This is a genomic window from Acinetobacter lwoffii, assembly GCF_015602705.1.
Taxonomy (GTDB): Bacteria; Pseudomonadota; Gammaproteobacteria; order Pseudomonadales; family Moraxellaceae; genus Acinetobacter; species Acinetobacter lwoffii_E.
On the sequence record NZ_CP059081.1, the window covers coordinates 2,247,434 to 2,274,089 of the forward strand.

Annotated in this window: 20 protein-coding genes, 1 other RNA gene and 3 pseudogenes; 9 read left to right on the forward strand and 15 right to left on the reverse strand. The window is 42.4% G+C overall.

Going from position 1 to position 26,656, the window contains the following annotated elements:
* Window positions 1-9: 9 nt before the first annotated feature.
* From H0S56_RS14520 to H0S56_RS10830, 9 genes and pseudogenes are all read right to left on the reverse strand, one after another.
* Window positions 10-762, reverse strand: a pseudogene (locus H0S56_RS14520) (restriction endonuclease subunit S); the annotation flags it as partial.
* Window positions 745-1,242: pseudogene (locus tag H0S56_RS14525) on the reverse strand (restriction endonuclease subunit S); the annotation flags it as partial. The pseudogenes H0S56_RS14520 and H0S56_RS14525, both read right to left, overlap by 18 nt.
* Window positions 1,242-2,810 carry a type I restriction-modification system subunit M gene (locus H0S56_RS10800; protein ID WP_195725048.1) on the reverse strand — a complete coding sequence of 523 codons (1,569 nt, stop codon included), beginning with the start codon at window positions 2,808-2,810 and terminating at the stop codon, window positions 1,242-1,244. The pseudogene H0S56_RS14525 and the gene H0S56_RS10800, both read right to left, overlap by 1 nt.
* A gap of 350 nt (window positions 2,811-3,160) precedes the next feature.
* On the reverse strand, window positions 3,161-3,391 hold the full coding sequence (locus H0S56_RS10805) for a helix-turn-helix transcriptional regulator (RefSeq protein WP_005027433.1): 231 nt from the start codon (window positions 3,389-3,391) through the stop codon (window positions 3,161-3,163).
* 177 nt (window positions 3,392-3,568) lie between these two features.
* Window positions 3,569-4,355: pseudogene (locus tag H0S56_RS10810) on the reverse strand (recombination directionality factor); the annotation flags it as partial.
* A 197-nt stretch (window positions 4,356-4,552) separates the two neighbouring features.
* The gene (locus H0S56_RS10815) at window positions 4,553-5,611 is read right to left on the reverse strand and encodes a YqaJ viral recombinase family nuclease (RefSeq protein ID WP_195725050.1); all 1,059 of its coding nucleotides are present in this window, start codon (window positions 5,609-5,611) and stop codon (window positions 4,553-4,555) included.
* Between the two features lie 174 nt (window positions 5,612-5,785).
* On the reverse strand, window positions 5,786-6,817 hold the full coding sequence (locus H0S56_RS10820) for a DUF932 domain-containing protein (protein WP_195725051.1): 1,032 nt from the start codon (window positions 6,815-6,817) through the stop codon (window positions 5,786-5,788).
* A 22-nt stretch (window positions 6,818-6,839) separates the two neighbouring features.
* Window positions 6,840-7,118, reverse strand: a complete 279-nt coding sequence (locus H0S56_RS10825; protein WP_195726083.1) for a hypothetical protein — start codon at window positions 7,116-7,118, stop codon at window positions 6,840-6,842.
* Window positions 7,119-7,221: 103 nt separating this feature from the next.
* Window positions 7,222-8,130, reverse strand: coding sequence for a YagK/YfjJ domain-containing protein (locus tag H0S56_RS10830; protein ID WP_195725052.1), 909 nt, complete (start codon window positions 8,128-8,130; stop codon window positions 7,222-7,224).
* A gap of 368 nt (window positions 8,131-8,498) precedes the next feature.
* Here H0S56_RS10830 and H0S56_RS10835 point away from each other — a divergent pair, with 368 nt between their 5' ends.
* Window positions 8,499-9,512 (forward strand): hypothetical protein, encoded by a 1,014-nt coding sequence (locus H0S56_RS10835; protein ID WP_195725053.1) that lies wholly within the window; start codon window positions 8,499-8,501, stop codon window positions 9,510-9,512.
* A 15-nt stretch (window positions 9,513-9,527) separates the two neighbouring features.
* Here H0S56_RS10835 and H0S56_RS10840 read toward each other — a convergent pair whose 3' ends face one another.
* Together H0S56_RS10840 and ssrA are read right to left on the reverse strand one after the other, a co-directional pair.
* Complete coding sequence (locus H0S56_RS10840; RefSeq protein WP_005027452.1) at window positions 9,528-10,670, reverse strand: tyrosine-type recombinase/integrase; 1,143 nt, start codon at window positions 10,668-10,670, stop codon at window positions 9,528-9,530.
* 182 nt (window positions 10,671-10,852) lie between these two features.
* Window positions 10,853-11,211: a transfer-messenger RNA gene (ssrA, locus tag H0S56_RS10845) on the reverse strand.
* A 130-nt stretch (window positions 11,212-11,341) separates the two neighbouring features.
* Here ssrA and glpK point away from each other — a divergent pair.
* Window positions 11,342-12,826 carry a glycerol kinase GlpK gene (gene glpK / locus H0S56_RS10850; RefSeq protein WP_195725054.1) on the forward strand — a complete coding sequence of 495 codons (1,485 nt, stop codon included), beginning with the start codon at window positions 11,342-11,344 and terminating at the stop codon, window positions 12,824-12,826.
* A 73-nt stretch (window positions 12,827-12,899) separates the two neighbouring features.
* Here the strand turns inward: glpK and H0S56_RS10855 are convergent, their stop codons facing one another.
* A complete protein-coding gene (locus H0S56_RS10855) occupies window positions 12,900-13,397 on the reverse strand; it encodes a thioesterase family protein (protein ID WP_180000918.1) in 498 nt (165 codons plus the stop codon).
* 105 nt (window positions 13,398-13,502) lie between these two features.
* Between H0S56_RS10855 and hemB the strand changes: the two genes are divergently transcribed.
* Both hemB and thiO read left to right on the forward strand, forming a co-directional pair.
* A complete protein-coding gene (gene hemB / locus H0S56_RS10860; RefSeq protein WP_159138477.1) occupies window positions 13,503-14,516 on the forward strand; it encodes a porphobilinogen synthase in 1,014 nt (337 codons plus the stop codon).
* Between the two features lie 15 nt (window positions 14,517-14,531).
* On the forward strand, window positions 14,532-15,659 hold the full coding sequence (thiO, locus tag H0S56_RS10865; protein ID WP_074384142.1) for a glycine oxidase ThiO: 1,128 nt from the start codon (window positions 14,532-14,534) through the stop codon (window positions 15,657-15,659).
* Here the strand turns inward: thiO and H0S56_RS10870 are convergent.
* Entirely contained in the window at window positions 15,648-16,553 is a 906-nt protein-coding gene (locus H0S56_RS10870) for a TIGR01777 family oxidoreductase (RefSeq protein ID WP_195725055.1), read from the reverse strand. The two genes, thiO and H0S56_RS10870, sit on opposite strands and share 12 nt — an antisense overlap.
* Before the next feature lie 155 nt (window positions 16,554-16,708).
* Window positions 16,709-17,167 carry an ABZJ_00895 family protein gene (locus H0S56_RS10875; RefSeq protein WP_005107697.1) on the reverse strand — a complete coding sequence of 153 codons (459 nt, stop codon included), beginning with the start codon at window positions 17,165-17,167 and terminating at the stop codon, window positions 16,709-16,711.
* Window positions 17,168-17,636: 469 nt separating this feature from the next.
* On the opposite strand from H0S56_RS10875, the gene H0S56_RS10880 reads away from it, so the two are divergent.
* Genes H0S56_RS10880 through H0S56_RS10890 form a run of 3 tightly spaced genes read left to right on the forward strand, consistent with a single transcriptional unit; the run spans window position 17,637 to window position 23,608 of the window.
* Complete coding sequence (locus H0S56_RS10880) at window positions 17,637-18,890, forward strand: exonuclease SbcCD subunit D (protein ID WP_195725056.1); 1,254 nt, start codon at window positions 17,637-17,639, stop codon at window positions 18,888-18,890.
* 9 nt (window positions 18,891-18,899) lie between these two features.
* On the forward strand, window positions 18,900-22,496 hold the full coding sequence (locus H0S56_RS10885) for an AAA family ATPase (protein ID WP_195725057.1): 3,597 nt from the start codon (window positions 18,900-18,902) through the stop codon (window positions 22,494-22,496).
* Window positions 22,497-22,501: 5 nt separating this feature from the next.
* A complete protein-coding gene (locus tag H0S56_RS10890) occupies window positions 22,502-23,608 on the forward strand; it encodes an acyltransferase family protein (RefSeq protein ID WP_406935375.1) in 1,107 nt (368 codons plus the stop codon).
* 31 nt (window positions 23,609-23,639) lie between these two features.
* On the opposite strand, the gene H0S56_RS10895 is transcribed toward H0S56_RS10890, so the two are convergent.
* Window positions 23,640-24,329, reverse strand: a complete 690-nt coding sequence (locus tag H0S56_RS10895) for a YggS family pyridoxal phosphate-dependent enzyme (protein WP_195726084.1) — start codon at window positions 24,327-24,329, stop codon at window positions 23,640-23,642.
* Between the two features lie 123 nt (window positions 24,330-24,452).
* On the opposite strand from H0S56_RS10895, the gene H0S56_RS10900 reads away from it, so the two are divergent.
* Both H0S56_RS10900 and H0S56_RS10905 read left to right on the forward strand, forming a co-directional pair.
* Entirely contained in the window at window positions 24,453-25,490 is a 1,038-nt protein-coding gene (locus tag H0S56_RS10900) for a type IV pilus twitching motility protein PilT (RefSeq protein WP_004279279.1), read from the forward strand.
* Between the two features lie 30 nt (window positions 25,491-25,520).
* Entirely contained in the window at window positions 25,521-26,642 is a 1,122-nt protein-coding gene (locus H0S56_RS10905; RefSeq protein ID WP_004646138.1) for a PilT/PilU family type 4a pilus ATPase, read from the forward strand.
* Window positions 26,643-26,656: the final 14 nt, after the last annotated feature.

Sequence of the window (26,656 nt, forward strand, 5' to 3'; positions counted from 1 at the left end):
AACTTCCCCCTAGACAAACATCTGCTGCAACAAGCCCTTTTTCCAAGTTTTGGCTTGTTCAATTTGCTGTGCCACCACTTCAATTTTTTGGTCAATGGCAGATAAGAAATTGGCGATTTTAGTTTGTTCTGCTAGGCAAGGAAGATTAATTACGGTAGCCAATAAATCTGTTTTATTAATAAATTTAGTTGCATTGCCTGTCTGTAAATTATCAAAATAATTTAGTGCAGTAAGCCATCTTAAATATGAAGACAAATATAGAGGTGTAATTAAAGTTTCTTTGGGTGTGATGAGAAAAATATTCCACGCAATAAAAAAAGGATTCTTAGCATCAACTAAAACAACCTTACCAATTGTTCCAATGTTTGAAAAAAGGATATCATTAACATTCGGAATATACTTTTCTTTATACTTTTCATAGTCTAAGTCCGATAAATATCGAACATCTACTAAATCCAATTTTTCACTAGTGATATGCTTAGCTTGTAAAATAGGATAACCAGATTGCTGGTATTCAACCTTGTCAGCGACTGTATTAATACCTTGATAACTTCTAGAACAAAGAGTATTTAAAGCCTTATTTTCCCACTCCCCAAACTCACTCCCATCATCCGCTTTAAAACGAATATGTTGACTAAACAGCTTTTGCATCATGCCTTGTTTATACTGGCTAAGTAGTTCGTGTTTTTGGGTGAGTTGGCTAATCTTTTCATCCACTGCAGAAAGGAAAGAGGCAATTTTGGTTTGTTCTTCTGAGGATGGTTTATATAACTTAAGGTTTTGTAGGTCAGCAGTATCCAGTTTTCCAGCACCAATACCTGTAGCAGTTACCTTATTTTGAATAGTATTTTCTTTAGCATGTAACCATTGGAACAAAAATTGTGGGGCAACTTCCTGTTTCGGGCGAATGCATTTTACATCCTGATTAAAAGCGACATCACCTAATGTAATTCCCATAGGTATTTTATTAAACAACATGCTTCCTCTCACCAAAATTAAAATTGAATCTTTTGGTGCTAATTTGGAACCTTTCTGTAGACCTAACCTAGTAATCTTTACATCAGATTCATAAAGCTGATTTGTGTGCATGGAAGCACCACTAATCAATGGAATATCATCACCCCAATATTCAGGAATATCTTTTGCTGGTGTACCACCTGAAGCCCATAAAGTTAATTCAACAAGTTTTGATTCTGTTAAATCCCCATCAAACTCTTTAAAACGTAATTTAGGCACAGCCATTACTTCACCTCCGCAAACGGTGAAACAATCCCAAGCTCGGCACAGAAACCATTAATCACGGCATCAGTCTTTTTGCTTTCTACTTCCAAAGCTTGAAGCTGTTTTGCAATCGCATCTAAATCAATCTCGGCTTCCGCTTCAAAGGTATCCACATAACGCGGAATATTCAGGTTGTAATCGTTATCTTTCACTTCCTGCAAGGTCGCCACATGCGCATATTTTTCAATATTTTCACGCTTTTCAAATGCCGCAACAATCTTATCCAAATGCTCAGGCAATAACTTGTTTTGATTCTTCTGCTTTTCAAAATCATTGCTGGCATCAATAAACAGAATATTGCCGCTCTGCTCACGGTTTTTCTTCAATACCAAAATACAGGTCGGAATAGACGTGCCATAGAATATATTGGCGGGTAGACCAATAATCGCATCCACCACATTCAACTGTTCAATCAAATACTGACGAATCACGCCCTCGCTCGAACCACGGAACAAGACGCCATGCGGTAACACCACCGCCATGGTGCCATTGTCATCCAGTTGATACAGCATGTGCTGTACAAATGCCATATCGGCTTTAGAACTTGGCGCCAGTTTGCCATACGCGGCAAAACGTTCATCTTGTAAAAATAACGGATCGGCAGACCATTTTGCAGAAAATGGGGGATTCGCCACCACCGCATCAAACTTTTTATCTAAATGCTGCGGACGGGTTAAAGTATTTTCCTGCTTGATGTCGAACTTGGCAAAATGCACATCATGCAGAATCATGTTCATGCGTGCCAAGTTGTAGGTGGTACGGTTCATCTCCTGACCGTAAATCATATCGACATCTTTAACTTCACGTTTTACCCGTAGCAACAAAGAACCTGAACCGCAAGTTGGGTCATAGACTGAGCGTAAACGGTCTTTGCCTTGGGTGACAATTTTCGCCAATAAAGTCGATACCGTTTGTGGGGTATAGAATTCCCCCGCTTTTTTGCCCGCGCCTGATGCAAACTCACCAATCAGGTACTCGTAGGCATCCCCCAGTACATCGGCTTCGGTATTGGAAATATCAAAATCAATGTCATCTAAATGACTGAGGACTTTCGCCACCAGTGCATTACGGTCACTGGCATTATTGCCGAGCTTGGTCGAGTTTAGATCCAAATCTTCAAACAGGTTGGCAAAGTCATCGGCAGAGTCAGTGCCTAACGTGCTTTGTTCAATCGATTTTAAGGTCGCAGTTAAATCATCCAGAATGAATTCGCCCTGACGACCACGCTCGGCTAAGGTATGGAATAGCTGTTTGGGTGTGAGCGCATAACCGACTTCGGCAATGGCATTCTTTTTGATTTCTTCGATATAAGGCACATGCTCAGAATTGCTTTCATCCAGCTCAAGAAAGCTGAGGTCTTCGCCATCCAGCAATTCATTAGCAAAGTTCACCGATTTTTCTGATAAATATTTAAAGAAAATAAAGCCCAGAATGTAATCACGGAATTCATCGGCGCCCATGGTGCCACGTAAAGTATTGGCAATATTCCAAAGTCGTTTTTGTAATTGTTGCAGTTGTACGTGGGTCATTGTTATAGAAGTCCGATGAAAAGAATAAAACATGACTAGTGTACCGAAAATTAAAGTTTTTTCAGCAAAAATGAATGGAGAAATACAGGATTTGTTGCCCCAAAAAGCACTTATATTCGCAAAGAAGATAAATGCTTTTTTCAACATTAGGCTCCTTTAATCTCATAACTTTTATTTTTAAAAAGCTAAGGGATCTCAACCTGAACCACGACCAACGTCAAGGATATGAGAAGCTTTAGGTAATTCATCTATAAATAGCTGATAATTTATTGTTTTGATTACGAATACTTAGCCTAAAAATTACAATTAGTCTACTAAAAAACAAAAAATAAGGGAGCTAAGAGCGTCCCTTACTCTCGATTCGCCAACTTACTTTCAATCCATTGATGGATCTCATAAGCTGACCAGCCGATACGATTTTGAGTAATTTTAACTTTCTTTGGGAATGAAGGATCGTAATAAGGTGAGTTTTCATCCATCATCTCATAGATAGTAGAACGCCCCACTCCAACAAATTCCATGACTTGCTTGATACTGATCAGTTGATTCATTTGAAAAGTTTGACCTACAAATGCATTCATGATGTTTACTCCTATCTCATGATTTCGAGCAACTCGCTCATGAGATACGGCAATCTCGTAAGGTTTTACCTTGTCTGATTTAATTCAAAGCCTTCACAGATCCTTTCAATCCCTGTTGAATATCCAATGCAGTCTGAGTCTCTTCGATCTGCTGACCTTCAACAGGCTGATAAAACTGCTCAACCATATCCAAACCTTCCTCTATATCCATTTCAAACCGTGCATTGGCAAAACCCTTCCTTGCGGTAAAGTCCACAGCCTCCTGATAAAATCCCGCCTGTTTACTCTGTTCATCAATTTGCTTCGCTTGCATAATGGCTTCATTCAAGCTAATCCCATCTCTTAAAGTTAGATCCACGTAATAGACTGGCTGACGGTAACTCTGTGTCGTACTCTTGCCCCGCAATATCAGTTGCAATGGGAGGCATGACAACAGGCCATTTGATGCCGCATGGTAATAACTCAACCGTGCAGCCAAAGTCCGGATACTGTTAAAGCCCGTGGTTCTAAAGATGAATGTGCCAAACTCATCCGATTCATCTAAGTTCACATGCAAACGCCCATAGGGCTTGCAGTTCCCTCCTTGAGCCAATGGACACAAATCAGGGGATGGACAGGGAAGTTGCTCCACGCCTTGATTGGTTAAACGCTGGCAGGTTTCTCCATTACCGACACAGATAGGTCTTCCAGTCTGTCGGTCAAACAGGCTGTATTCTGCACGCAGGTTTAAATCAGGATCATTAAAGATCATTCTGACCGGGATTGAGCGCAACTTTTGATTGGGAGTATTGGCTCGAAGCTGATCATCTAATGGATGTTTAACCCAGCCTTCTTTGCTTTGAATCTGGGAAGTAATGGTGAACTGGTCATCCTTTTCAGGCAATCGCTTGCCATTCTTTTCGATCATACGACCGATACTGATACGCCCCAGAATTGGTGGAGTAATTGCTAAACCTTTAATCATGTTGATATTCCTTAATGTATTACCTTACAAATTTGGGTCTATGTATGTAGGTCGGAACAAGGACCAAATAAGTTACCCAAAGAATGTAGAGCCAGATAAAGTGCTACAGAAATCGCGACCGATTTGCTCTCTACCGAAGGGTAGAGAGCGGGGAGCGATTTTTGTGAATTTTTGATTTGGTGCTGTGTAAATAGGACTTAGTCGGTATAGATGTTGAATCGACGACTGCCCTGCTTTTGAAGTGGATAAAGGTCGATCAGTTCAGGCTGGTGCTGAAGCAATGCCTTAGTATTGAGGCTGATGGAATCCTTGGCTTTCTTCCAGACTACTGAGCCATGAGCAAAGACAGCCCTTTCCTTGTCTTGCATCATCATCTGAATTTCATGTTTAAGCTGGTCAAAGCGTTCCTGCTTGTGCTGAATCTCTTCTTTCATTTTGATGAGCTGATCAAACATAAAATTGGCATTTTCATTTTGCGAAAGATCCTCTACGGTTAAAGGTACATGCGCTGGATAAAGTTGTTGAATCGCTTTAGCTGCGGATTCACTGGCATCGACTGATGGTGGTGTATCCTTTTCCACGCATTCCCAGAAATATCGTTCTGCTTGAACAATATGTTCAATCACCGATTCTGATCGTGTCACTTTGAAGATCTTGGTTTCATGCCCACAGATCAAGACACAAACATGCGCTGCCTGTTTACCAGTTACGGCCAGTTGATGTTGCACCTGACATAGCACATATAAAGGCACACCATCACGCCACAATTTTGCTCCATGCTCACCTGCTGTTTTGCATTCCAAGATCTGAACGTCCTCACTACCGACCACGCTGTAATCCAGATTGGCTAACATAAAGTGTTTATCGGGATCAGGATGCTGAAGTACCGCATTGATCCGTCGCACCTTGTTATTGGTGTGCATGCTATAGAACTCTGCCACCAAAGGTTCCAGCTGCTTGCCCCAATACAGCGGTGCTACACCTGAGCTTTCATCTTCTATGGATGTAGTCTGCCGTCCGGTTTTGATCAGCCAGAGTTCAAGCATCGACATATAGGGATTGAGACCACAGGCAGTCGCGGCATCACTGCTACCGATACCTTGTTTACGAACTTCGAGCCAGTCCTGATATTCCATCCCTTTGGTGTTGACCAGTCGCTTGGCTGCTGTTGAGCGTTTGGTAGTGATGGTTGGATTGACTACAATCTTTGAGCCTACAGTCGTAGGCTGATGGGAAATAGGTACAATTTGATTCATGGAATTATCCTTATTAATTCTGATCTCTGTAAAAGAAATGCATAAAAAAGCCATACCCGACACGAGGTCGGGTATGGCGATATGCATGCTTATTAATTGAAAGGGGTTACATGAGTGCTCTGATGAGCATTTGTTTGGGGTGACTTGATTTCGACATAAATGAGTCAGTTAATTTCAGGCGATCAAAGCAAGTGCTTGCTCTAATCCTCGTTGCTTAAGACCTGCTCCTGCACCAAACCAAGCTGAATCAAGACGGTGATCTGTACTCATGGCACGTCGTTCATGATCCACAAATTCCGTGATCGAACACAGTAAGCCATAGGCCGTATCTTTAGCTGATGACAATTCGGCACCACGACCTTGACCATTGAACATGTCCAAGGCTTTATTCATGGCACGACCATTTGGTTCAGGCTTTTTCTCCTGAGCTTGATGCGCGACATTACGATAGAACTGAATGATGTTTTCTTCAGGATCGGAAATTGACATGGTGCTGTTATTGAACACGGCATCAAAGTAGGCTTTGGCTTCCTGCTGACTCACCTTACGCTGTGTGAGCTGTTTCATTTCATACATGTGCTCATCCCAGGCACGCACTGAAATACCTAATTGCTGCTTCACTTTCTCTGCGTCAAACTTGGTACTATGTGGAACCTTCACTACTCCAGCACTACTGCTCTGCCCACGTAACGCAATAGCTAAAGTGTTGTTACAGACTACTCGGATACTTGTGAACTGTGCTGTCGTTGCCAAGGTGCCATCACACGCAGTAGCCAGCAGGATATAACCATTACTGACATCCTTAGACTTTAACGCGGTACTTTGCCCGGTACGTGCCAAAGCCCAGAACTTCTTACCACCTTTCAAAACCCCTGCGGTTTCTAACTCAAAGCCAGATTGCTCAGTCAGATCCCGGTAGAACTCCAGAATCTCTTTAGGCTGAACTTCCTGATAACGTTGACTGACCACAGATAAAGGTGCATGTGTATCTGAACGGTATAACACTCGCTGCTCTTCAAAAGGCATGATGATGCTCTGACCACGTTCATTCTGTGCCATATAACTGACATTCGACGATTCAATCCGCCAGTCCATTCCAGCTTGCTGTGCCCAAACTTCGAGTGGTTGGTTCGGACTGAGTTGATTACCCAGACCATGCCAAGGGGTTTCGCCAACATAGGCGATTTGTTCGATTTGATGTGCCATCGTTCTTATCTCCTATGCTGATTCAACGAAAATTCTGCTGACAGTGATTGCAGTGATAGTAGGCCAGGGTGATCGGCTTTTTAGGCTCATCAAACACGCTGCTGAATAAACCACCAATGACCGCACCTGCAAGCCCGCCAAGCAGTGGTGATACAGGTAAAGGTAAACCCTTTGATATGGATGCACCGATGGTTGCGAACGAAGCTGATGCTGCTAGACCTGTAGACTCAGATCCACTCACCTGCTGATTAACCACTTGAATAACCTGATCGGAAAAACAATAAGGACAATTTAAACTCATAATATATACCTCTAGAAATGACAAAAGCTCACCGATGGGCAAGCCTTGCAAAGTTAAAAAACTCGTTTTCACCTAGATAATGTATATCTGAGATTATTTTGATTTAGCGTCTATCATACTGCGCTCTTAACTGACCCTTACCAAATACTCTTCGTCCTTTGGGCTTTACACGTAAGTATTGAAGGGTACGTTTGTGATGATCAGTGAGGTATTCCATTGCCTCAATGAAATTTGTCACTTGGGTTGAATCGCGACGATAAATTAAACCGATCCCCAACTCATCTCTACCTCGGAGCTCCTTTACGCGTTTGCGATTCCAACAATTATAGCCTTGACCATAATCTCGAGTAATCTCACTCCAAAGCGCGATAATTTTATTCCCCCAATATGCTGCGCTTCCATCACGAAAGGCAGTATCATAAATGATTGCTAAATGGCAATGAAAACCTTTACTTTTACCACCTTGCTCTACTCCCCATATATATCCGATCACATATTTAAATATGCCATCTTTATTTTGGATACGATTAAGCAGTATATCTAAGTCCTTATAAATATCTTCAACTCTGATTCGATTAGAATATTCTTGCAAATAACCCAAGTCTACACGAGCAACTAATATTCGACTGCATTTATTAAGTATTGACCTACAATATTCCTGCACTTCAATTTTATTTTCATCCTTCTGTTTTTCGATAATTTCATAATCTCTTTCGAAACTCTTAGATAACTTCAAAAAGTCCGATCTCAACGCTCTATACCCAATCATTTCCAATTCATCTTTAAGATCAAAATAATCGGAGTCTATTCTCTGTAAGTCATATCTCAGAATTACAAAGAATTGGAGATAACCTGGGTATTCATCATCAGGATTATAAATATCATCAAAGTCTAATAACAGATTGGTAAGCTGTGAATAGAATTCATCCCATTCCCTACTTCTTCTTTTTAGACATTTTAAGAAGCTCTCGATCTCAAGTGTAAGTTGTGCCTGATTAATTAAAGCTCTCATGTTTAAACCTAAGTGTGTGATAGTTACATAAGAGATAGGGAATTCTGTATATATATAATTTTTACTTCTCAATCAGGTGTTAGCTAATAAAAGATAATATATATAACCAAAGCTCTAGGGAGTCCAAATTCCTCCTGTAGTGCAGTACCTATTCTCCACATGAAAAACTTTTCCTCCCTGCTCTATGCTTAAATTCATGTAGGATCGAGTCTCAAAAAAGCTAGAGTTAAGCTAAAACCTAATTAATAGCTAATAAAAATGTCCATAAGCTAATATTTTTAAGCATTCAAGGTGACTTCAGTATTGAAAAATACTAGAGAAAATATTAGTATAAATACTACAAGAAATACTACAGGTAATTAATAAAAATGGGCTTAACTTCAGTAAATCACAATATCCGTAAAGGGCTTTTGATTGACAAACTTTTAAGAGGTTTTAAAGAGCATGAGTATGTATGGATAGCTTGGAAAGTGGCTAGCACTAATAATTACACCCCTCGTGATTTTTTCAATTTTTATAATGAAAAATATTCTTATGAATATTTATTTGATTATATAAAAACAACTTTATCTAAACTTGAAGAAGAAGAAATAAATATCTTTATTAAGAATTGTCATAAAGAACAGGAAGAATATACTTTAAATATAGATATTAATCTACACCTAAAGGATGACAGATTATGTTGGTTCTTAATTAATAGATTCACCCAAGACTACGATATACCTATTTTTATTAGAGAAAGTACATTTAAAAAATTAAAAAACTCAGAAACATCAAGTCAAATTAATAATAATATAATACACAAATCCGCCCACAACCCTAAAATACTTAGACAAAACGACAATCATAAAGTTCATAAAAACATTAATAATCCTAGAATTTTTATTTTAGCTTTGATTTATTTAAACCCCAAAATAACGCACAATATCATTCAAAAAAATTTAGACTTGGAAGAATATATTGCTGATTTTGATAAAATAATAAAAGAAAAAATAAATCTAAATAAATACATTAAGAATAAAGATTTTATAGAGTGGAGTAAAAGCTATATTGATAAAAATTTTGAATACAATGTTTTCCCTCAATTTCTTTTTGAAAAAGAAAAGTTACATGAAAATTATATCTATGCTTATTTTGACGATCTTTATATTCATAATAGAGAAAAGTATATTAATGATTTAAATAAACTTAAAAAAGCATGGCAGCAAAATGTTTTTAGATTAAAAAATAAGGATAATCTTAAAAAGAAATTTCACTTACCCTTAAGAAAAAATACAAAAGTTCGATTGAAAGAATTAGCAGAGCTTTACAATATTTCTGAATCAGAACTTCTAGAAAAATTGATTAATAAGGAATATGAAGAATATAAAGACTATAAGTAACTAGAAAGGAAAGGCTCAATACTGAGCCATCCATCCTTCTACCTGCTCCCCATACCACTGCATCAATCTCACCCGCTCATCCCAATATTGCGCTCGGTTATATGCCGAACGAATTCTATTTTGAGGCACATGAGCAAGCTGGCGTTCAATGGCATCTGGATTAAACAGATTCGATTCGTTTACGACTGTACTAAATAGCGATCTAAAACCATGTGTGGTCATCCGACCTGCATAGCCCGAACGCTTGATCACAGCCAAAATAGACTCGCTACGCATAGGTTCTTTGTTATTTAAACGATGGGGAAATAGCAGTTCCTGATTATGGGTAAGTCTCAAAGCCTGAAGCTCGGCAATCATCATGTCCGTCAACGGCACACGATGTGAAAGTCGGTTCTTCATCCGCTCTTCAGGGATATCCCACTTACGCCCCTCCAGATCAAATTCTTCCCAGCGTGCTTGTAGTAACTCACTGACCCGAACGCCTGTCAGCATAATCAGGACAATGGCATGATGTGTTTGAGCATCGGCAGGATAAGCCTTAATACGTCTAAGAAATTCAGGCATCTCAGAGGCAGAAAGCGAAGCCAGGTTTTTGACCCTTTTATTCTTGAGGGCGTAGACTAAATCACCTGCCGGATTGTCATAGCGATAGCCATGCGCAATGGCGTACTTCATGACCATACCGCAACGAGATAAGGTCCGTTTTGCAATTTCAAGCGAGCCTCTAGCTTCAATCTTCTTAATGATCTGCAGAATCTCAGGTGCCTGAATCTGATTAATACGCTTATTAGCAAGAGCAATATAAAGCTCATCCAATGAAGCTCGAACATTACTGATGTGTTTGGATGACCAGGTTTCTTTTTGATTATTAAACCAATCTTCTGCAACTTCTTCGAAATAGGGCTTTAAGTCTTCATGCAATACTGAACGTGAGTATCGATGCTTAAGCTCATATGCAAGCTCCCTTGCCTTTTTTAAGCTTAAATCTGGATATGGGCCAAGCGATTCAGACTTACGTTCACCATGGACAGTGACGCGTACATTCCAATATTTTTGACCTTTGGTGGTAATGATGAGGGATAAACCATGTAAATCCGAAAGACGATACTGTTTATCTTTCGGCTGTGCTTTTCTGCATTCAGTATCTGTAAGTGGCATGTCGATTACCCATAATTGATGTATTAATTTCTGGGTAAATTTTCCCAATATTTACCCGCAAAGAGCAAATATGGGGTCAAATAGGATCAGACAATATCGGACAAACAGGCATAAAAAAAAGCCTTTAAACATTGAGTTTAAAGGCTTTTTTAGATTCCGATGGATTACTTCGGAAAGAATTTTGGTGGAGGTGGCGGGAGTTGAACCCGCGTCCGCCAGCACTACGCTCGAGAATACTACATGCTTAGATATCGTCTATTGTTTTAACTCTTTGTGACCCGACGAACAGGGTACAAATCGCGATCCTCTTAATTTAGTACAAAGCCCCGAGGCTTGGCTTTATACGGACTTGTGTGCGTGCGCTTCAGTCGGACTCTCTAACCACAAGTATTCGGAGAGGCGGACAAGCTGCCCTTAGGCAGCTAGAGCGTATGATTCGTCGTTTGCGACTAAAAAATGCAAATTTGATTTACGAGAGAAAATGCGCTCTCGGCATGCATCTATGAGTTTCATCACCAGCGTCGAAGCCAGAAACACCCCCAAAGTACAAGGCAATCATAGCATAAATGTCAAAAATTACGATGTATTTTCTGAACATTTACACAACTTGATGCGCTTAATTACATTATTGCGCTAATATTTTACTTTTCAAGCCAAATAACAGAAAAATTATGAGCTATTTACTGGCACTAGATCAGGGAACTACGTCAAGTCGGGCCATTATTTTTAATGAACATGGACAAGTTCAGGCAACGGCTCAACGTGAAACGCATATCCACACCCCACATTCGGGCTGGGTGGAACAGGATGCTCAAGAAATCTGGAGCTCACAGATTGCCGTGGTACAACAAGCTTTGGCGACTGCAGGTATTCTGGCAAAAGATATTAAAGCCCTTGGCCTGACTAACCAGCGCGAAACGACCGTAGTCTGGGATCGTAGAAACGGCAAACCGCTCGCTCCGGCAATCGTCTGGCAGGACCGTCGTACATCTGACTGGTGTAACCGGCTGATTGAACAAGGCCTGATGTCCAAAATTCAGCAAAAAACCGGCCTACGGATTGATCCTTATTTTAGTGCGGGAAAACTGGTCTGGTTTTTAGAGCATGTCGAGGGGGTACGGGCACTTGCTGAACAGGGCCATGTGGCATTTGGCACTATCGATAGCTGGCTGATCTGGAATCTGACCCAAGGTGCAGAGCATGTCATTGAAGCCAGTAACGCTTCTCGTACCATGTTAATGAATCTGCAGCAACAATCGTGGGATGAAGAGCTACTCGAGCTGTTTAATATCCCGGTTTCGGTCTTACCGAAAATTATCTCTTCTGACTGTTATGTCGCTGACACGGCTTCTGGCTTACTGGGGGCCAATATTCCCATTACCGGAATTTTGGGGGATCAGCAGTCTGCACTCTTTGGCCAGTCCTGTTTTGAGGTGGGCAGTGCTAAAAACACCTATGGTACTGGCTGCTTTATGCTGTTCAATACCAGACATAACATTCAGCTTAGCCAGAACAAGCTGCTTTCTACTCTCGCCTGGCAAGCCCAGGGCCAAACTACCTATGCGCTCGAAGGCAGCGTATTTATGGCTGGTGCTGTAGTGCAATGGTTACGCGATGGCCTCGGAATTATTCAAAAAAGCAGTGATGTGGAAAAACTGGCGCATCAGGTCGAGCATAGTGACGGCGTGGTTCTGGTTCCCGCATTTACCGGACTGGGCGCGCCGCATTGGGATAGTGAAGCACGTGCCTTACTCTGTGGCATGTCACGCGGTACGACCAAAGCGCATATCGCTCGTGCCGCATTAGAATCAATCGCCTTTCAGGTATCGGATGTGCTCAGTGCGATGCAATCTGATATTGCACATCCCCTTAAAGAACTGCGGGTTGATGGTGGTGCCAGCAGCAATGACATGCTAATGCAATTTCAGGCCGATATTCTGAATGTACCGGTACTGCGTCCGAAAATGCTGGAGTCTACCGCTTGGGGAGCAGCAGCCATGGCCGGATTAAAATCCGGAATATTTTCCAGTCTGGAGGAAATTTCGCAGTCTTGGCAACTTGAACATGCCTTTGAACCGAAAATGCAAAATGATGAACGTGAAGCTCATTTAGCCAAATGGCAGAAGGCCTTAAATCGGGCCAAATCAGATCTATAACCTGTATCGATCTGAAGGTCGAAAGCTAAAAAAGCACTGTTCAACAGTGCTTTTTATTTTCTATCTCTTACCCTCAATAAGCATAAGATGCGATCGCTGTAGCAATTGGCTTATCTTCATCATTGACCATGGTCATACGCATGGTGCAGCCCTTACGCCCCAAACGTAAGGTTTCTGCCCGCGCGATAAAATATTTACCGCGCCCAGGTGCCAGATAATCCACCCGCATATCCACTGTCGCCAAACGCGAGACTTTTTTAATGGTATCGGCAATGGTTTCAGGTTCGGCTTTTTTATATAGCTCCCCCATCGCTACAATTCCACCGACACTATCGAGTACCGTGGCCGCAAGACCGCCATGCAAAATTTGAAACGCGACATTCCCAACCATAAAATCCTGCATTTCGACATAGGCTTCGATCTGGCCTTCCACCACCCGCATGCTCATACCATTATGCTTAAAAAAAGGAGAGCTATTAAAAGCATGTACCAACTGATTTAAGACCACATCAATATCCACCTTTGCCCCCAAGTGTATATTACCTGTCCAGCTTTTCTCTGTCTTAGTCATCACTCTGCTCAAATCCACCGCAATAAAAAACCGCTAATTTATGCCCAAAAATTTCAGTTAGGGCTACAATAGGTGCCTAGTTTAATACTGATTGCTGAGATTTTTATGACCTATACGTTCAATCGTCCCGCGTTTCCTGCAACTCGCATGCGTCGTATTCGTAAAAATGAGCATTTACGTTCTATGGTACGTGAAACGCATATCAGTGCAGATCACCTGATTTATCCAGTATTTGTACTGCCGGGACAAAACCAGAGTCAAGATATTCCCAGTATGCCGAATATCCAGCGCCTGTCAGCAGACTTGCTGTTAAAAAAATCAGAGCGTCTGCTGGAACTGGGTGTCAATAAACTGGCACTGTTTCCAGTCACACCACAAGAAGATAAAAGCCTGACCGCCGAAGCGGCTTGGCGCGAAGATGGTCTGGTCCAACGCACTTTGCGTTTATTAAAAAAAGAACTGCCAGAAATGGTGCTGATTACTGATGGTGCACTCGACCCCTATACCACGCATGGTCAGGATGGCATTATTGATGAGACCGGTTATGTCTTAAATGATGAAACGGTCGAATGTCTGATTAAACAGGGTCTCAGCCATGCTGAAGCCGGTGCAGACGTATTTGCTCCAAGTGACATGATGGATGGCCGGATCGGTGCAATTCGTCAGGCCTTTGAACAAAATGGGCATATCTATACCTCCATCATGGCTTATTCAGCCAAATATGCATCCAGCTTCTATGGTCCATTCCGTGATGCAGTCGGTTCTGCCAGCAATTTAAAAGGCGGCAATAAATACAATTACCAGATGGATGTCGGTAACCGTGCCGAAGCACTGCATGAAATTGCGCTGGATATTCAGGAAGGCGCAGACATGGTGATTGTCAAACCGGGCATGCCTTATCTGGATATCGTCCGTGAAGTTAAAGACACTTTTGGTGTACCAACCTTTGTCTATCAGGTCAGTGGTGAATATGCGATGCTGGCCGCTGCCATTCAAAATGGCTGGTTATCTGACAGCGTAATTATTGAATCACTGATGAGCTGCCGCCGCGCCGGTGCCGATGGCATCTGGACTTACTTTGCCGAAGAAGCTGCGCTTAAACTGAAAGACATGAAGTAAAAGGATTTCGGCGCAATGCATATCGCCATTATCGGCGCTGGCATCACAGGGTTGATGTCGGCGCTGGAACTGCTTGAACAGGGATGTTCTGTCACGATTTTTGATCAGCAAGTTGCCGGGCAGGCTGCGTCCTGGGCCGGAGGCGGGATTCTTTCTCCGATGTATCCCTGGCGCTACCCCGCTGCAGTCAATACGTTGGCCCGACATGCCAAACCGCTCTATCAGGACTGGAATCAAAAACTGCAGCCAGTGACCGGTATCGATTTCCAGATTCATGAAAGTGGTATGCTGATTTTTGATGAAGATGATTTTGAGCTTGGCTTGCGCTATGCGGAAAAATATCAGGACCCTCAGCAACAGGCCGAATTGCTTGATCAGACTCAGCTACAACAAATCAATCCTCGAATTGATCAACACAAGTTCCAACAGGCGATTTACTTTCCGGAACTGGCCAATATCCGCAACCCCCGGCTATTACAGTCGGTCATCAGCTATTTAAAACAGCATCCGCATGTCACCTGGCAAGAACATTGTAAAATCACTCAGCTCAATATTCAGCAAGGCTGGGTAACGAGTGTGTCCAGTGAAAGCGGCCAACACTTTCAGGCAGATCAGTTTGTAATCGCCACAGGCGCATGGTCTGCAGGCTGGTCAGAACAGCTTGGCTGTGAAATTCCGGTACAACCGGTGCAAGGACAAATGCTGCTGTTTAAAACCCCAGAAAACTGGCTACCGAGCATGTGCATGAACAAGGTCATGTATCTGATTCCACGGCGCGACGGACATGTTGTATGTGGTTCCAGTATGCGTCAGGTCGGTTTTGACACCTCGCCTTCTGCTGAAATCCGGCAAGATATTCTACAGGCTTGTCTGGGGATGGTACCGGAACTGGCGGATTTTCCGCTGGTCAAGCAATGGGCCGGATTAAGACCTAGCTCACCCGATGGTATTCCCTATATTGGCAAAATCCCCGAATTTCAAAATGCCTGGGCCAATTTTGGCCATTTCCGCAATGGCTTATGCATGGCCCCAGCCTCAGGCAAATTACTGGCTCAATTGATGCTTGCACAAACACCGACCATTGTAGATCCACAGCCCTATGCTCCGGCCCATCTATTGGAGCCAGGTCGCTTAGTGCTTTAGGATATTATGCAGCGCTTCTTTCAAGGTTGGATAATCAAACTGAAAGCCCGCATCCTGTAAAGCTTGAGGCTGTACATACTGACCGTTTAAAACCAGTTGCGATTGTTCTCCCAGCATCATTTTCAAACTGCATGCTGGCAGTGGCAGTAAAGGTTTGCGTTTCAGTAGCTGTGCAGCAGTCCGGGCAAACTGTGCCTGACTGACTTTTTCCGGAGCAACCACATTAAAAATCTGCCCGGTCGTCGTTTCAAGCATCAAGAATTCAATCGCACGCAATACATCTTCTAAATGCACCCAAGTGACTGGCTGACGCCCATGACCAATCCGCCCGAACAGATTCAGTTTAATCGGCAATAACATCTGCGGCAGAATTCCACCACCTTTGCCGAAGACCACAGCAAAGCGAACAATTTTGGTGTCCTGACTGCTATAGGACAAAGCCAGTTGTTCCCACTTCGCACAGAGCTCAGACATAAAAATATCTTGTGGCGGGCTTTGTTCCGTACAGACCTGCTCCCAGCGCTCGCTCGGGTCAATACCATAATAACCAACGGCTGAGGTTGAAATAATCCGTTTCGGTTTGATCTGGTATTTTTCTAAATAGTCAAATAACTGTTTGGTGGTGTCTAAACGGCTATCCAGCAATTTCTTTTTACGCGCTGCCGTCCAGCGTCCCTGACCGATGCTTTCGCCAGCCAGATTAATCACATAATCAATCTGAGGCTGTTTTAATTCATCCAGCTGATTGATCCAATGGAAGTCCGGATGTGGTTCATGTTTATTTTTCTGACGGGTCAGCCCAATCACCCGATAATCCCGTTCCAGTAAAAAACGCACGAGATGACTGCCAATAAAACCACTCGCTCCCGTCAACAGCACTACAGGTTTATACATTCGTCATTCTTCGCCTTATTATTTTCTTGATTTAAATTATACGCCACTCATCTTTAGCTTTTTAAACCGAGAAGATCTTTGTAGTGGAGAATTTGTATCTTTCATCATTCAATCAATTTATGAAGATCAGTCGTCACACAATGATTCATCTATACTCACTGAGGTGGATGGCCAAACATTTTCTCTGCCATACGCTGGGCCTGCTTGCCATAAAACCAGTAGGTCAGCAGATACAGCGGAATTGCGATCATCAGGAACATGATCAGCACAATACTCATAAATTGTGGCTGCTGTAGATACAACAGAAAGTCCTGCCAAGCATTCGGATTGGAACGGGTGGCGATAACAATACCGAGCAAGAGAAATAATAAATTATAGCCCCAGTAAATCAGGCTAAACCCGAGGGTGAATTTTTTACGCTCTGCTTGGGTCGGGGCACGTTTTTGCTGTTTTAAAAATTTAAAAAGCACCCAAATCATGGCTACCAGATACGGAACAATCGTCAAGACTGCACCCATGCCCATCGGCAGCAAGGCTGCGAGTACACCGCAAATACAGGTAAAAATAAAACATATAACGAAAAACCAGATAAAATAACGACTTAGCGGCAACATATGCATGACTCAGTGATCTTCAACAAGCTAGTATAAAAAAAATCAGGTTTTTTTTCATTTTATTGTCAACCATCCACTACAGGGTGACGTTATATAGGGTACAAGGTACAAAAATTTGGACTGGCATCCACGAATTTTTGCTGACCTTTAGAGCTAAAGCAATAAGTCCAGTGTACAGGGAAATTTTGAATAGCAGCCAAAATCTTCATGTAACACAAATTTGACCGACGATTTCATCATCACTCGAATCGTCGGTTTTTATTTTTTAAAATCCCTATTTCTAAAATCTGAGGGCTTGCAGAACCTTTAATATCTGATGATCTGGATACAACCGTCCATTAATATCCATACTGATCAAAATAAATTCAGCCTCCAAATCACAAACAATTCACTGAAATATCGATTTCAAGTAGATTTTTACCTGTGCTTTTTCCTATAGTAGCAAGGCAGATATCTTGGGGTTCATTACATGGCAGTTCATTTTCTTCACACTTCCGATTGGCATCTGGGACAATTTTTCCATAACCATGACCGTGAATTTGAACATGCGCAGTTTTTGACTTGGCTACTTGAGCAAATTAAAGCAAAGCAACCGCATGCCTTGCTGATTGCCGGCGATATTTTTGATGTGATCAATCCCGCTTCCAGTGCGCAAAGACAGCTGTACCAGTTTCTGGCCGATGCCCACGATCTGGCGCCACATATGCAGACCCTGATGATTGCAGGCAATCATGATTCCGGTTACCGGATTGAACAGGTTGAACCCTTGCTGGCCAAATTCAATGCCAAAGCTGTGGGAATCGTAGGCCGCACTGCAGAAAATACCCTGAACCTGGATCGTCTACTTATTCCTATTTATGATCAGGATAAAAATATCATCGCCTGGTGTCTGACCCTGCCCTATTTACGCAGTGCCGAAATTACCGGACTGAATGAACATACCAACAATAATCAGAACGCGATCAGTTATCTGCATCAACAACTGATTGCTGAAGCCAAAGCCCGCAAACAGCCACATCAGGCACTGATTTTAATGTCACATGCGCACATGCAAGGTGGTGAGACCTCGGACTCCGAGCGTCCGATTATTGTCGGCAATGAAGAAGCCCTGTCGACGGCGCTGTTTGATGACGTGATTGATTATGTCGCGCTGGGGCATTTGCATAAACCACAAAAAGTCGGTCAGCCGCATATTCGCTATAGTGGCTCTCCGATTCCGCTGTCATTTAGTGAGATTAATTATAAGCATCAAATAGTTGAAGTCAGGATTGACCCTCAATTAGAAGATGAGGCACGTTTTCAGTTTGAAGCTTTGCTTATTCCACGCAGTGTACGCCTGCATCGACTCCGTGGTGAACTCAATGAAATCTTTGAGCATATTCGAACCCTTGAACATGGGGAAATTGAAGCAATTGATCAACGTGAATATATCGATATTGAATATCATACGGCAACGCCTCCTCCACCCAATTTAAGACAAACTTTTGAAGATGCACTTCCGCCGAACCGCTATCGACTGGTGCGCATTTCACGTCAATATCAAGCTATTAATCTTGATGATGCACAAGCTCAGAAGATCCATTTAGAGCCGCCAACACCCAAAAGACTATTTGAACAGCTTTGGCTCAAACAGGGTTACAGCGCCGATGATTCGGTGCTGAAAGATTTCCTCAGCCTGATTATTGAGGCGGAAAAAAATATTGATGCTAATGAAACGCCATAAGGATATGCCATGAAAATTTTATCTATTCGTATAAAAAACTTGGCATCGCTTGCAGGTGAACATTTTATTGATTTTGAAAGCAATCCACTTGCCAGTGCAGGCTTAATTGCAATTGTCGGTAAAACAGGTGCCGGAAAGTCCACGATTCTGGATGCAATGTGTTTGGCACTGTTCAATCGTGTACCTCGTTTAAAAGATAGCGATGGCAAACTGACTGATATCGATGGTTCTGAACTTCTCACCAATTCCCCATTAACTGTTTTGCGTCGCGGTACAGGCATTGGTTTTGCCGAACTAAGTTTTGTTGCACAAGATCAAAAAGTATATTCAGCTCGCTGGGAAATTAAACGTGCACGTGAAAATCCCACAGGCAAATTGCAAAGTGTGCAACGTTCACTGAAATGTCTGAGTGATGGCAATATTCTTGCCGATAAAGCCAAAGCGGTAGAAGCTAAAATTCTGCAAATTACTCAGCTGAGTTTTGAGCAATTTACCCGTGCCGTTTTATTGGCTCAATCTGAAGTGACCGCATTTTTAAAATCACGGGATACTGAACGTGGTGAACTGCTCGAATATCTGACCAACTCCAGTATTTTTGGCAAAATTGGTCAATTGGCATATGAAAAAACCAAGGAAATCGCCAATCAGCGCAAAGCTTTAGAAGTCAGACTCGGTGATATCGAGACTTTGTCAGAAGAAGATTTAGCGACTATAAGCGATCAATTCAATACAATCTGTACTGAATACAAAAAATTAGAACAAGAAAAATCGGCACTCGAAAAAAACCAGCGATGGTTTGAACAAAAGCAAAAGCTGGAAAATGATGTTCAGCAACGACAGCGTCAGCATGTGGAGCAACAACAAAAATTTGATTTACTGAATACAGAACGTGGCCGTCTAAAACAACTCGAAGTTTTTGCATCCATCCGTCCAAGTATGATCCAGCAAGAAAAAACACAAACAGAATTAGCTCGGTTAAAATCTCAAATTCAAAGTACTGAACTACAGTTTCATACCATTCAGCAAGTTTTTGAGCAAAAACAGACTGCATTTAAACAGATTGATGAACAACTCAAAGCGCTACAGCATTTTGAACACACCCATCAGCACCGTATTGACCAAGTCCGTCACTGTATTCAAGAACGTGAATTCATTGGTAAACAGTTTGTTAAAGCAAAATCTGTATTGGACGAGTTTCAAAAAGAGTTACAGCCCTTAATCCTTGTACAAACTCAGCTACACAAGGAATTAGCGCAATTCAAGTCAGATCAGCAAAAACAAACCGAACAGTTGAATCAAACGATGCAACTAAGCAGTTTAGATGATGGACTTTCCGCGCATCTCACACAGTTACAACGATTTATTCAGCATTACCAAAGTTTTGAAAAACAATATGGCGATATTGCTTCTGCTAGAACTGATTTAAGTCAGAAAAAGCAGCAATTGGAATCACTACAACAACAGTATGGCGATGACCAAAAAATTGATCACCAACTATTAGAACTTCGCCGCGATCAGGCAAAAAATTTGGAGCAACAACATCAATTTAGTTTAATTCAAAATCAATTTAAACAATGGCTACAACAACGCTCTGAACAGCATCAACTGCAAACAACGTGCAATGCGCTCGCACAGCAGAGTGCCCAAAGTAAAATCCAAGTTGATTTGCAAGAACAGCAATACCAAACCCATAAACTTGAACGTGAAAACTTACAACGCATGCTGCAACAACAGCGCTTATTACATGCTGAAAATATTGAGAAATTACGCGAGCAATTGATTGATGGAGAAGCATGTTTAGTCTGTGGCAGTTTACATCATCCATTTAAAACTGACCTTTCTGCACTATCGAGTGAACTCGTCAATTTGCAAGAGCAACAAGAGCAGCAAGCGATTCAAATCGAACAAGACAGTTTTAATGCTTGGCAAAAGATTCAGCAATTACACACACAGCAAACAGCATCTTTGAGCGAACAGCAAAAACGTCTCGATGATTTAAATATTCAACATCAACAGCATGAACAGGCGCTTTATCAAAGCTTCAAAAATACCCAAATTCAAATAGACTTAACCCAACAATCTGAACAGATTGAACAACAACTGCTTCAAGTCAATCAAATCCTGCAACAAGAAAAAATAACACTTGAGGAAAATATCAAACAACTCGATGAGGTTGAAAAAACACAACGGAATTTAACCCAAAATATTCAGCAAATCTCACAACAACTGTCGATTGTTCAACAAGCTGAACAGAATATTCAATACCTTCTAGACCTGCTCACTGCTGATCAACGAAATGCTTGGCATAAGCAAACCTTAACTGTTGCACAACACATTGTGCAACAATTGCATGAGCGTCAGCATCTGTTGCAGAATCTTGAGACTTTAAATCAGCAACTGAATGAGAAAGCTCAACTACTCGCTCAAAAAAATAACGAGATTCAAGCCAAAAATAATCAGATTGAACTCGCTGAAAAAGATAAAGTTGAATTTGAGCGTCAAGGACAAGAGAACAAGGAACTTGCCGTTCAGCTTATTTTTGAGATGACTCAAACTTGGGTCGATAAACCACATGAATGGCTGACTCAACACGATGAACAGCGTAAAAATTTACAGCTGCAATATCAGAAAATACAACAAAGTTTCGAAACAGCTCGTCAACAATTTGATAGCCAACAACGGCAGCTTGATCAACTCAAAATTCAGTTGGCTCAACTTGAAACACAGCATCATGCTTGTGTTTTAGAAATCGAACACTGGTTAAATCAAAATTTAGATTTTAATCATGCTTTGATTTCACAATTAAGCCTCATTTCAACTGAAGAAACTCAAAAACTACGTCAACATATTAAAGATATCGAACATGCCTTTGTCGATGCAGCATCCGCACTGAAAACCACACAACATCTGCTCACACAACATTTACAAACTCAACCTGAAGTACAAATCTTACAGATTGAGCGTGCCATTGAACTGAACCTTAAAGCTTTAGCAGAGCGACAAGAACAGCGTGACCAACTTAAGACCAAGTTAGATGTTCACTACTCGAACCTAGACAAGCAAAAACAGTTTGCTGAACAAATTCAGCAAATTCAAACTGAAGAACATCGCTGGAATAAAATTTCCAGTCTTATGGGGGATGCCACAGGCAAAAAATTCCGTGATTATGCGCAGCAATATAACCTTGATATTTTGCTTGAATTTGCCAATCAGCAACTCGCGATGCTGTCTCAGCGTTACACCTTAAAACGTTTAGACAACTCACTCAGTCTTGCCATTATTGACCATGATATGGGTGGTGAAACCCGTTCTGTTTCATCGCTTTCTGGTGGTGAGTCATTCTTGACCGCCCTTGCCTTGTCTTTGGCAATTGCCAATATGGCTTCAGGCTCCATGAAAATAGAATCCCTGTTTATCGATGAAGGTTTTGGCACCCTTGATGCATCTTCATTACATATGGTGATGAATGCACTGGATCATTTACAAAGTCAGGGACGTAAAGTGGTCGTAATCTCACATATTCAGGAAATGCATGAACGGATTCCTGTACAGATTCAGGTCAAGCCTGTAGGTGCAGGCGCCAGTACCATTCAGATTATAGGTTAACGATGATTCACCCTGCCCCGAACACGCTCTCACCCTATTTCAGCCTACAGCTTGAGAGCCTACGGGGTATCAGTGCCATTGTGGTGCTGTTCAGTCATTGCTTTCAGGCATTTATTGCGCCTTTCGATACCAGCATTTATTCATGGATACGCCTGCTTGGACAGGCTGCAGTCATGATTTTCTTTGCCTTAAGTGGCTATCTGATCGGCTATTCGATCCAGCACAACATTCATCAGCATGGTCAGTTCAATCTGCACCGTTATGCTCGACAGCGTTGCAGCAGAATTTTACCACCCTTTGTGTTTGCCATGGGGTTGACCCTGGTTCTCTATCTACTCGCTCCACTATTATTTGCCAGCCATACTCATGCTTTTCAACACAGTTTTGGCATGATGATCCGGACTGACTATAATGTAGACATGATGGAATTTTTTGGTTCGCTGCTATTTTTGAATGGCTTTGTAACACCAACGGTTTCAGCCAATGCTGCACTCTGGAGCCTGAGCTATGAAGTGTGGTTTTATGTGCTGGCCGGATTCCTACCTTTTTTAAAAAATTCGGAAATCGCCAAAATCGGATTTTTTATGGTTCTGGCTATACTGTCATTACTGAACATCCAGTTTTTTATTTATTTTCTGGTCTGGCTTAGTGCCTTTGCCTGTTCATTTCGATATATCCAGCTACGTTTTTTAAACCGCTTACAATCGGTCAAATTAGCCCTAGTCGGCTTGGCATTTCTAATCGCCTGTTTTGATGCTTACCAGTTTCAGCTGATTGATGAGGCCCAGCAATACCGTGCTGCGAATTTTGCCCCTTTTAATTTCTGTGTGGGTTTGGCCTTTAGCTGCTGGCTGGTACAGCTCCAGCATCAATGTAGTCACTACCATCCGGTCTGGGTTCAATCCGCAGACTTTTCCTATACCTTGTATGTCACCCATTTCCCCTTACTTTTATTTATTTTGGGCTGTATTCCAGCAACTTTGGCCTATGGTCTGGGTGGAGCAGTTTTAGCCTTGCTTGCCAGCATGTGCAGCTTAATAGTTTTTGCCTGGCTGATGGCTAAATGGCTCGAACCAGCCAGAAAAAAAGCGTTATCCAATACCCTGCGATAACGCTTTGCTGCAAAAAACTGACATTAGTAGTTTATACATCTTTTTTAGGCCGTGCACCAAATAGGGCTGTGCCAACACGAACCATGGTAGAACCCGCAGCAATCGCTTCGGTCATATCCCCAGACATGCCCATACTTAAAGTATCCCAGTCTTCAGGATGAGCATGTTGTGTTTTTACTACATCAAATAAAACTTTGGCATCAGCAAAGGCTTGAGGATTATTCGGTGCTGGAATCACCATCAAACCACGTAAACGTACATTCGGCAGTTGGCTGATCTGTGCCACCAGATCTGCAACTTCTGCCGGCTGACAGCCATCCTTGGTATCCTGACCGTCAATATTGACCTGAATACAGATATTTAGTGCAGGCTGATCATCTCCACGCTGATTTGATAAGCGCTCGGCAATAATTAGGCGATCGACTCCATGTACCCAGGCAAAATTTTCTGCCAGAGCCTTGGTTTTGTTACGTTGCACATGTCCAATAAAATGCCATTCAATGTCCAGCTCTTTCAGTGCCGTGATTTTTTCCAGTGCTTCCTGCAAATAGTTTTCACCAAAAGCACGTTGCCCTGCCTGATACATATCTACCAGCACGCTACTCGGCTGGGTCTTGGAAACGGCAAGCAGTTGCACCGCATCTGCTTCGCGGCCGGCCTCAACACAGGCAGTTTCAATTTGCACTAAGACCTGATTTCGTGACTGTTGCAACATATTCATTGATGGGGTTCTCATTTCATTCATCTTTTTTTCCCTTGCCCATGAACTAAGTGTTGGTTAAGCTGTGGGAAAGCCTTATTATTCTATCAAAATAATTAACATTTTAATGAACTCGGGGACCTTATGGATATCACAGAATTGTTGGCATTTTCTGCTAAAAATGGTGCGTCGGATTTACACTTGTCTGCGGGCTTACCGCCAATGATTCGTGTCGATGGGGAAGTTCGTCGCATCAACCTGCCAGCATTAGAACACAAAGAAGTGCATAAACTCGTTTATGACATCATGAACGATAAACAGCGCCGTGATTTTGAAGAAAATCTGGAAACTGACTTTTCTTTTGAAGTGCCTGGCGTGGCACGTTTCCGTGTCAACGCATTTAACCAGAACCGCGGTGCCGGTGCGGTATTCCGTACCATTCCCTCTAAAGTACTGACCCTTGAAGATCTGGGCATGGGACAGATTTTTAAAGATATCTGTGAATATCCACGTGGTCTGGTACTAGTCACAGGTCCAACCGGTTCGGGTAAATCAACTACCTTGGCGGCGATGCTGGATTATATTAATGACAACCGCTATGACCATATTCTGACCGTCGAAGATCCGATCGAATTTGTGCATCAGTCCAAGAAATGTTTGATTAACCAGCGTGAAGTGCATCGTGATACGCATGGCTTTAATGAAGCATTACGTTCTGCATTACGTGAAGATCCGGATATTATTCTGGTCGGTGAGATGCGTGACCTTGAAACCATTCGTCTGGCTTTAACTGCGGCAGAAACCGGCCACTTAGTATTTGGTACCCTGCATACCACCTCAGCGGCCAAAACCATTGACCGTGTGATCGACGTATTCCCTGCTGAAGAAAAAGACATGGTACGTGCCATGTTGTCTGAATCCCTACAAGCCGTAGTTTCACAGGCTCTGCTGAAGAAAAATGGCGGTGGGCGTGTGGCGGCGCATGAAATCATGATTGGTATTCCGGCGATTCGTAACCTAATTCGTGAAAACAAAGTCGCACAAATGTACTCAGCAATTCAGACCGGTGCCAACTATGGCATGACCACACTGGACCAGACCCTGAAAACACTGGTGTCCAAAGGTTTGATCAGCCCGCAAGTTGCACGTACTGCAGCCAAACAGCCAGAAGCATTTTTATAAGAAAATTGAATTGTATTGGGGTTTATATACATGGATTTTAACGGCTTACTCGATTATATGGTGGAGAAAAAAGCATCGGATCTGTTCATTACTGCCGATGTCGAACCATCCATCAAGATTAATGGTCAGATTTTACCGATTGGCTCAGTAAAATTACCGGGTGCGGCAGTAGGACAACTGCTCAATTCCATCATGACCGAAAAGCAGCGTAAAGAATTTGCTGACAGTCGTGAATGTAACTTTGCCATCAGCACACCGGACAAAAGTGCCCGCTTCCGTGTCAGTGCCTTTCAGCAACGCGATCAACCGGGGATGGTTTTGCGTCGGATTGAAACTGTTATTCCAACTATGGATGAACTCAAGTTACCGCCAATTTTAAAAGAACTGGCGATGACCAAACGTGGCATCATTATTTTTGTCGGGGCAACGGGTACCGGTAAATCAACCTCGCTGGCGTCTTTGGTCGGTTATCGCAATGAAAATTCCAAAGGTCATATCATTACCATTGAAGATCCGATCGAATTTATTCACCAGCATAAGGGCTGTATTATCACCCAGCGTGAAGTCGGCATCGATACTGATTCATTTGAAATTGCCCTGAAAAATACCCTGCGTCAGGCACCAGACGTGATTCTGATCGGTGAGATCCGTTCACGTGAAACCATGGATTATGCGATTGCCTTTGCCGAAACCGGTCATCTGGTCTTTGCTACCCTGCACGCCAACAACGCCAACCAAGCGATTGACCGGATTATCCATTTCTTCGAAGCAGACCGACATAATCAGCTGTTCATGGACTTGTCCCTGAACATGAAAGCCATTGTGGCACAGCAACTGATTCCAACCATCGATGGTAATGGTCGCCGTGCAGCGATTGAGATTCTGATTAACTCACCACTGATTGCCGACTTGATTCGTAAAGGTGATGTGCATGAGATCAAGGATCTGATGAAGCGTTCCCGTGAACTGGGCATGCAGACCTTCGATCAGGCGCTGTATGATTTGTATAAAGCCAAACAGATCAGCTATAAAGATGCGCTGAAACATGCGGACTCACCCAACGATCTGCGTCTGCAAATCAAACTGTCAGAAGAAGGTGGCAGCCACTTATTACGTGCACATTCCAATATTACCTTTGATGGTCAGTCCTGATCATCTTGAAGGCA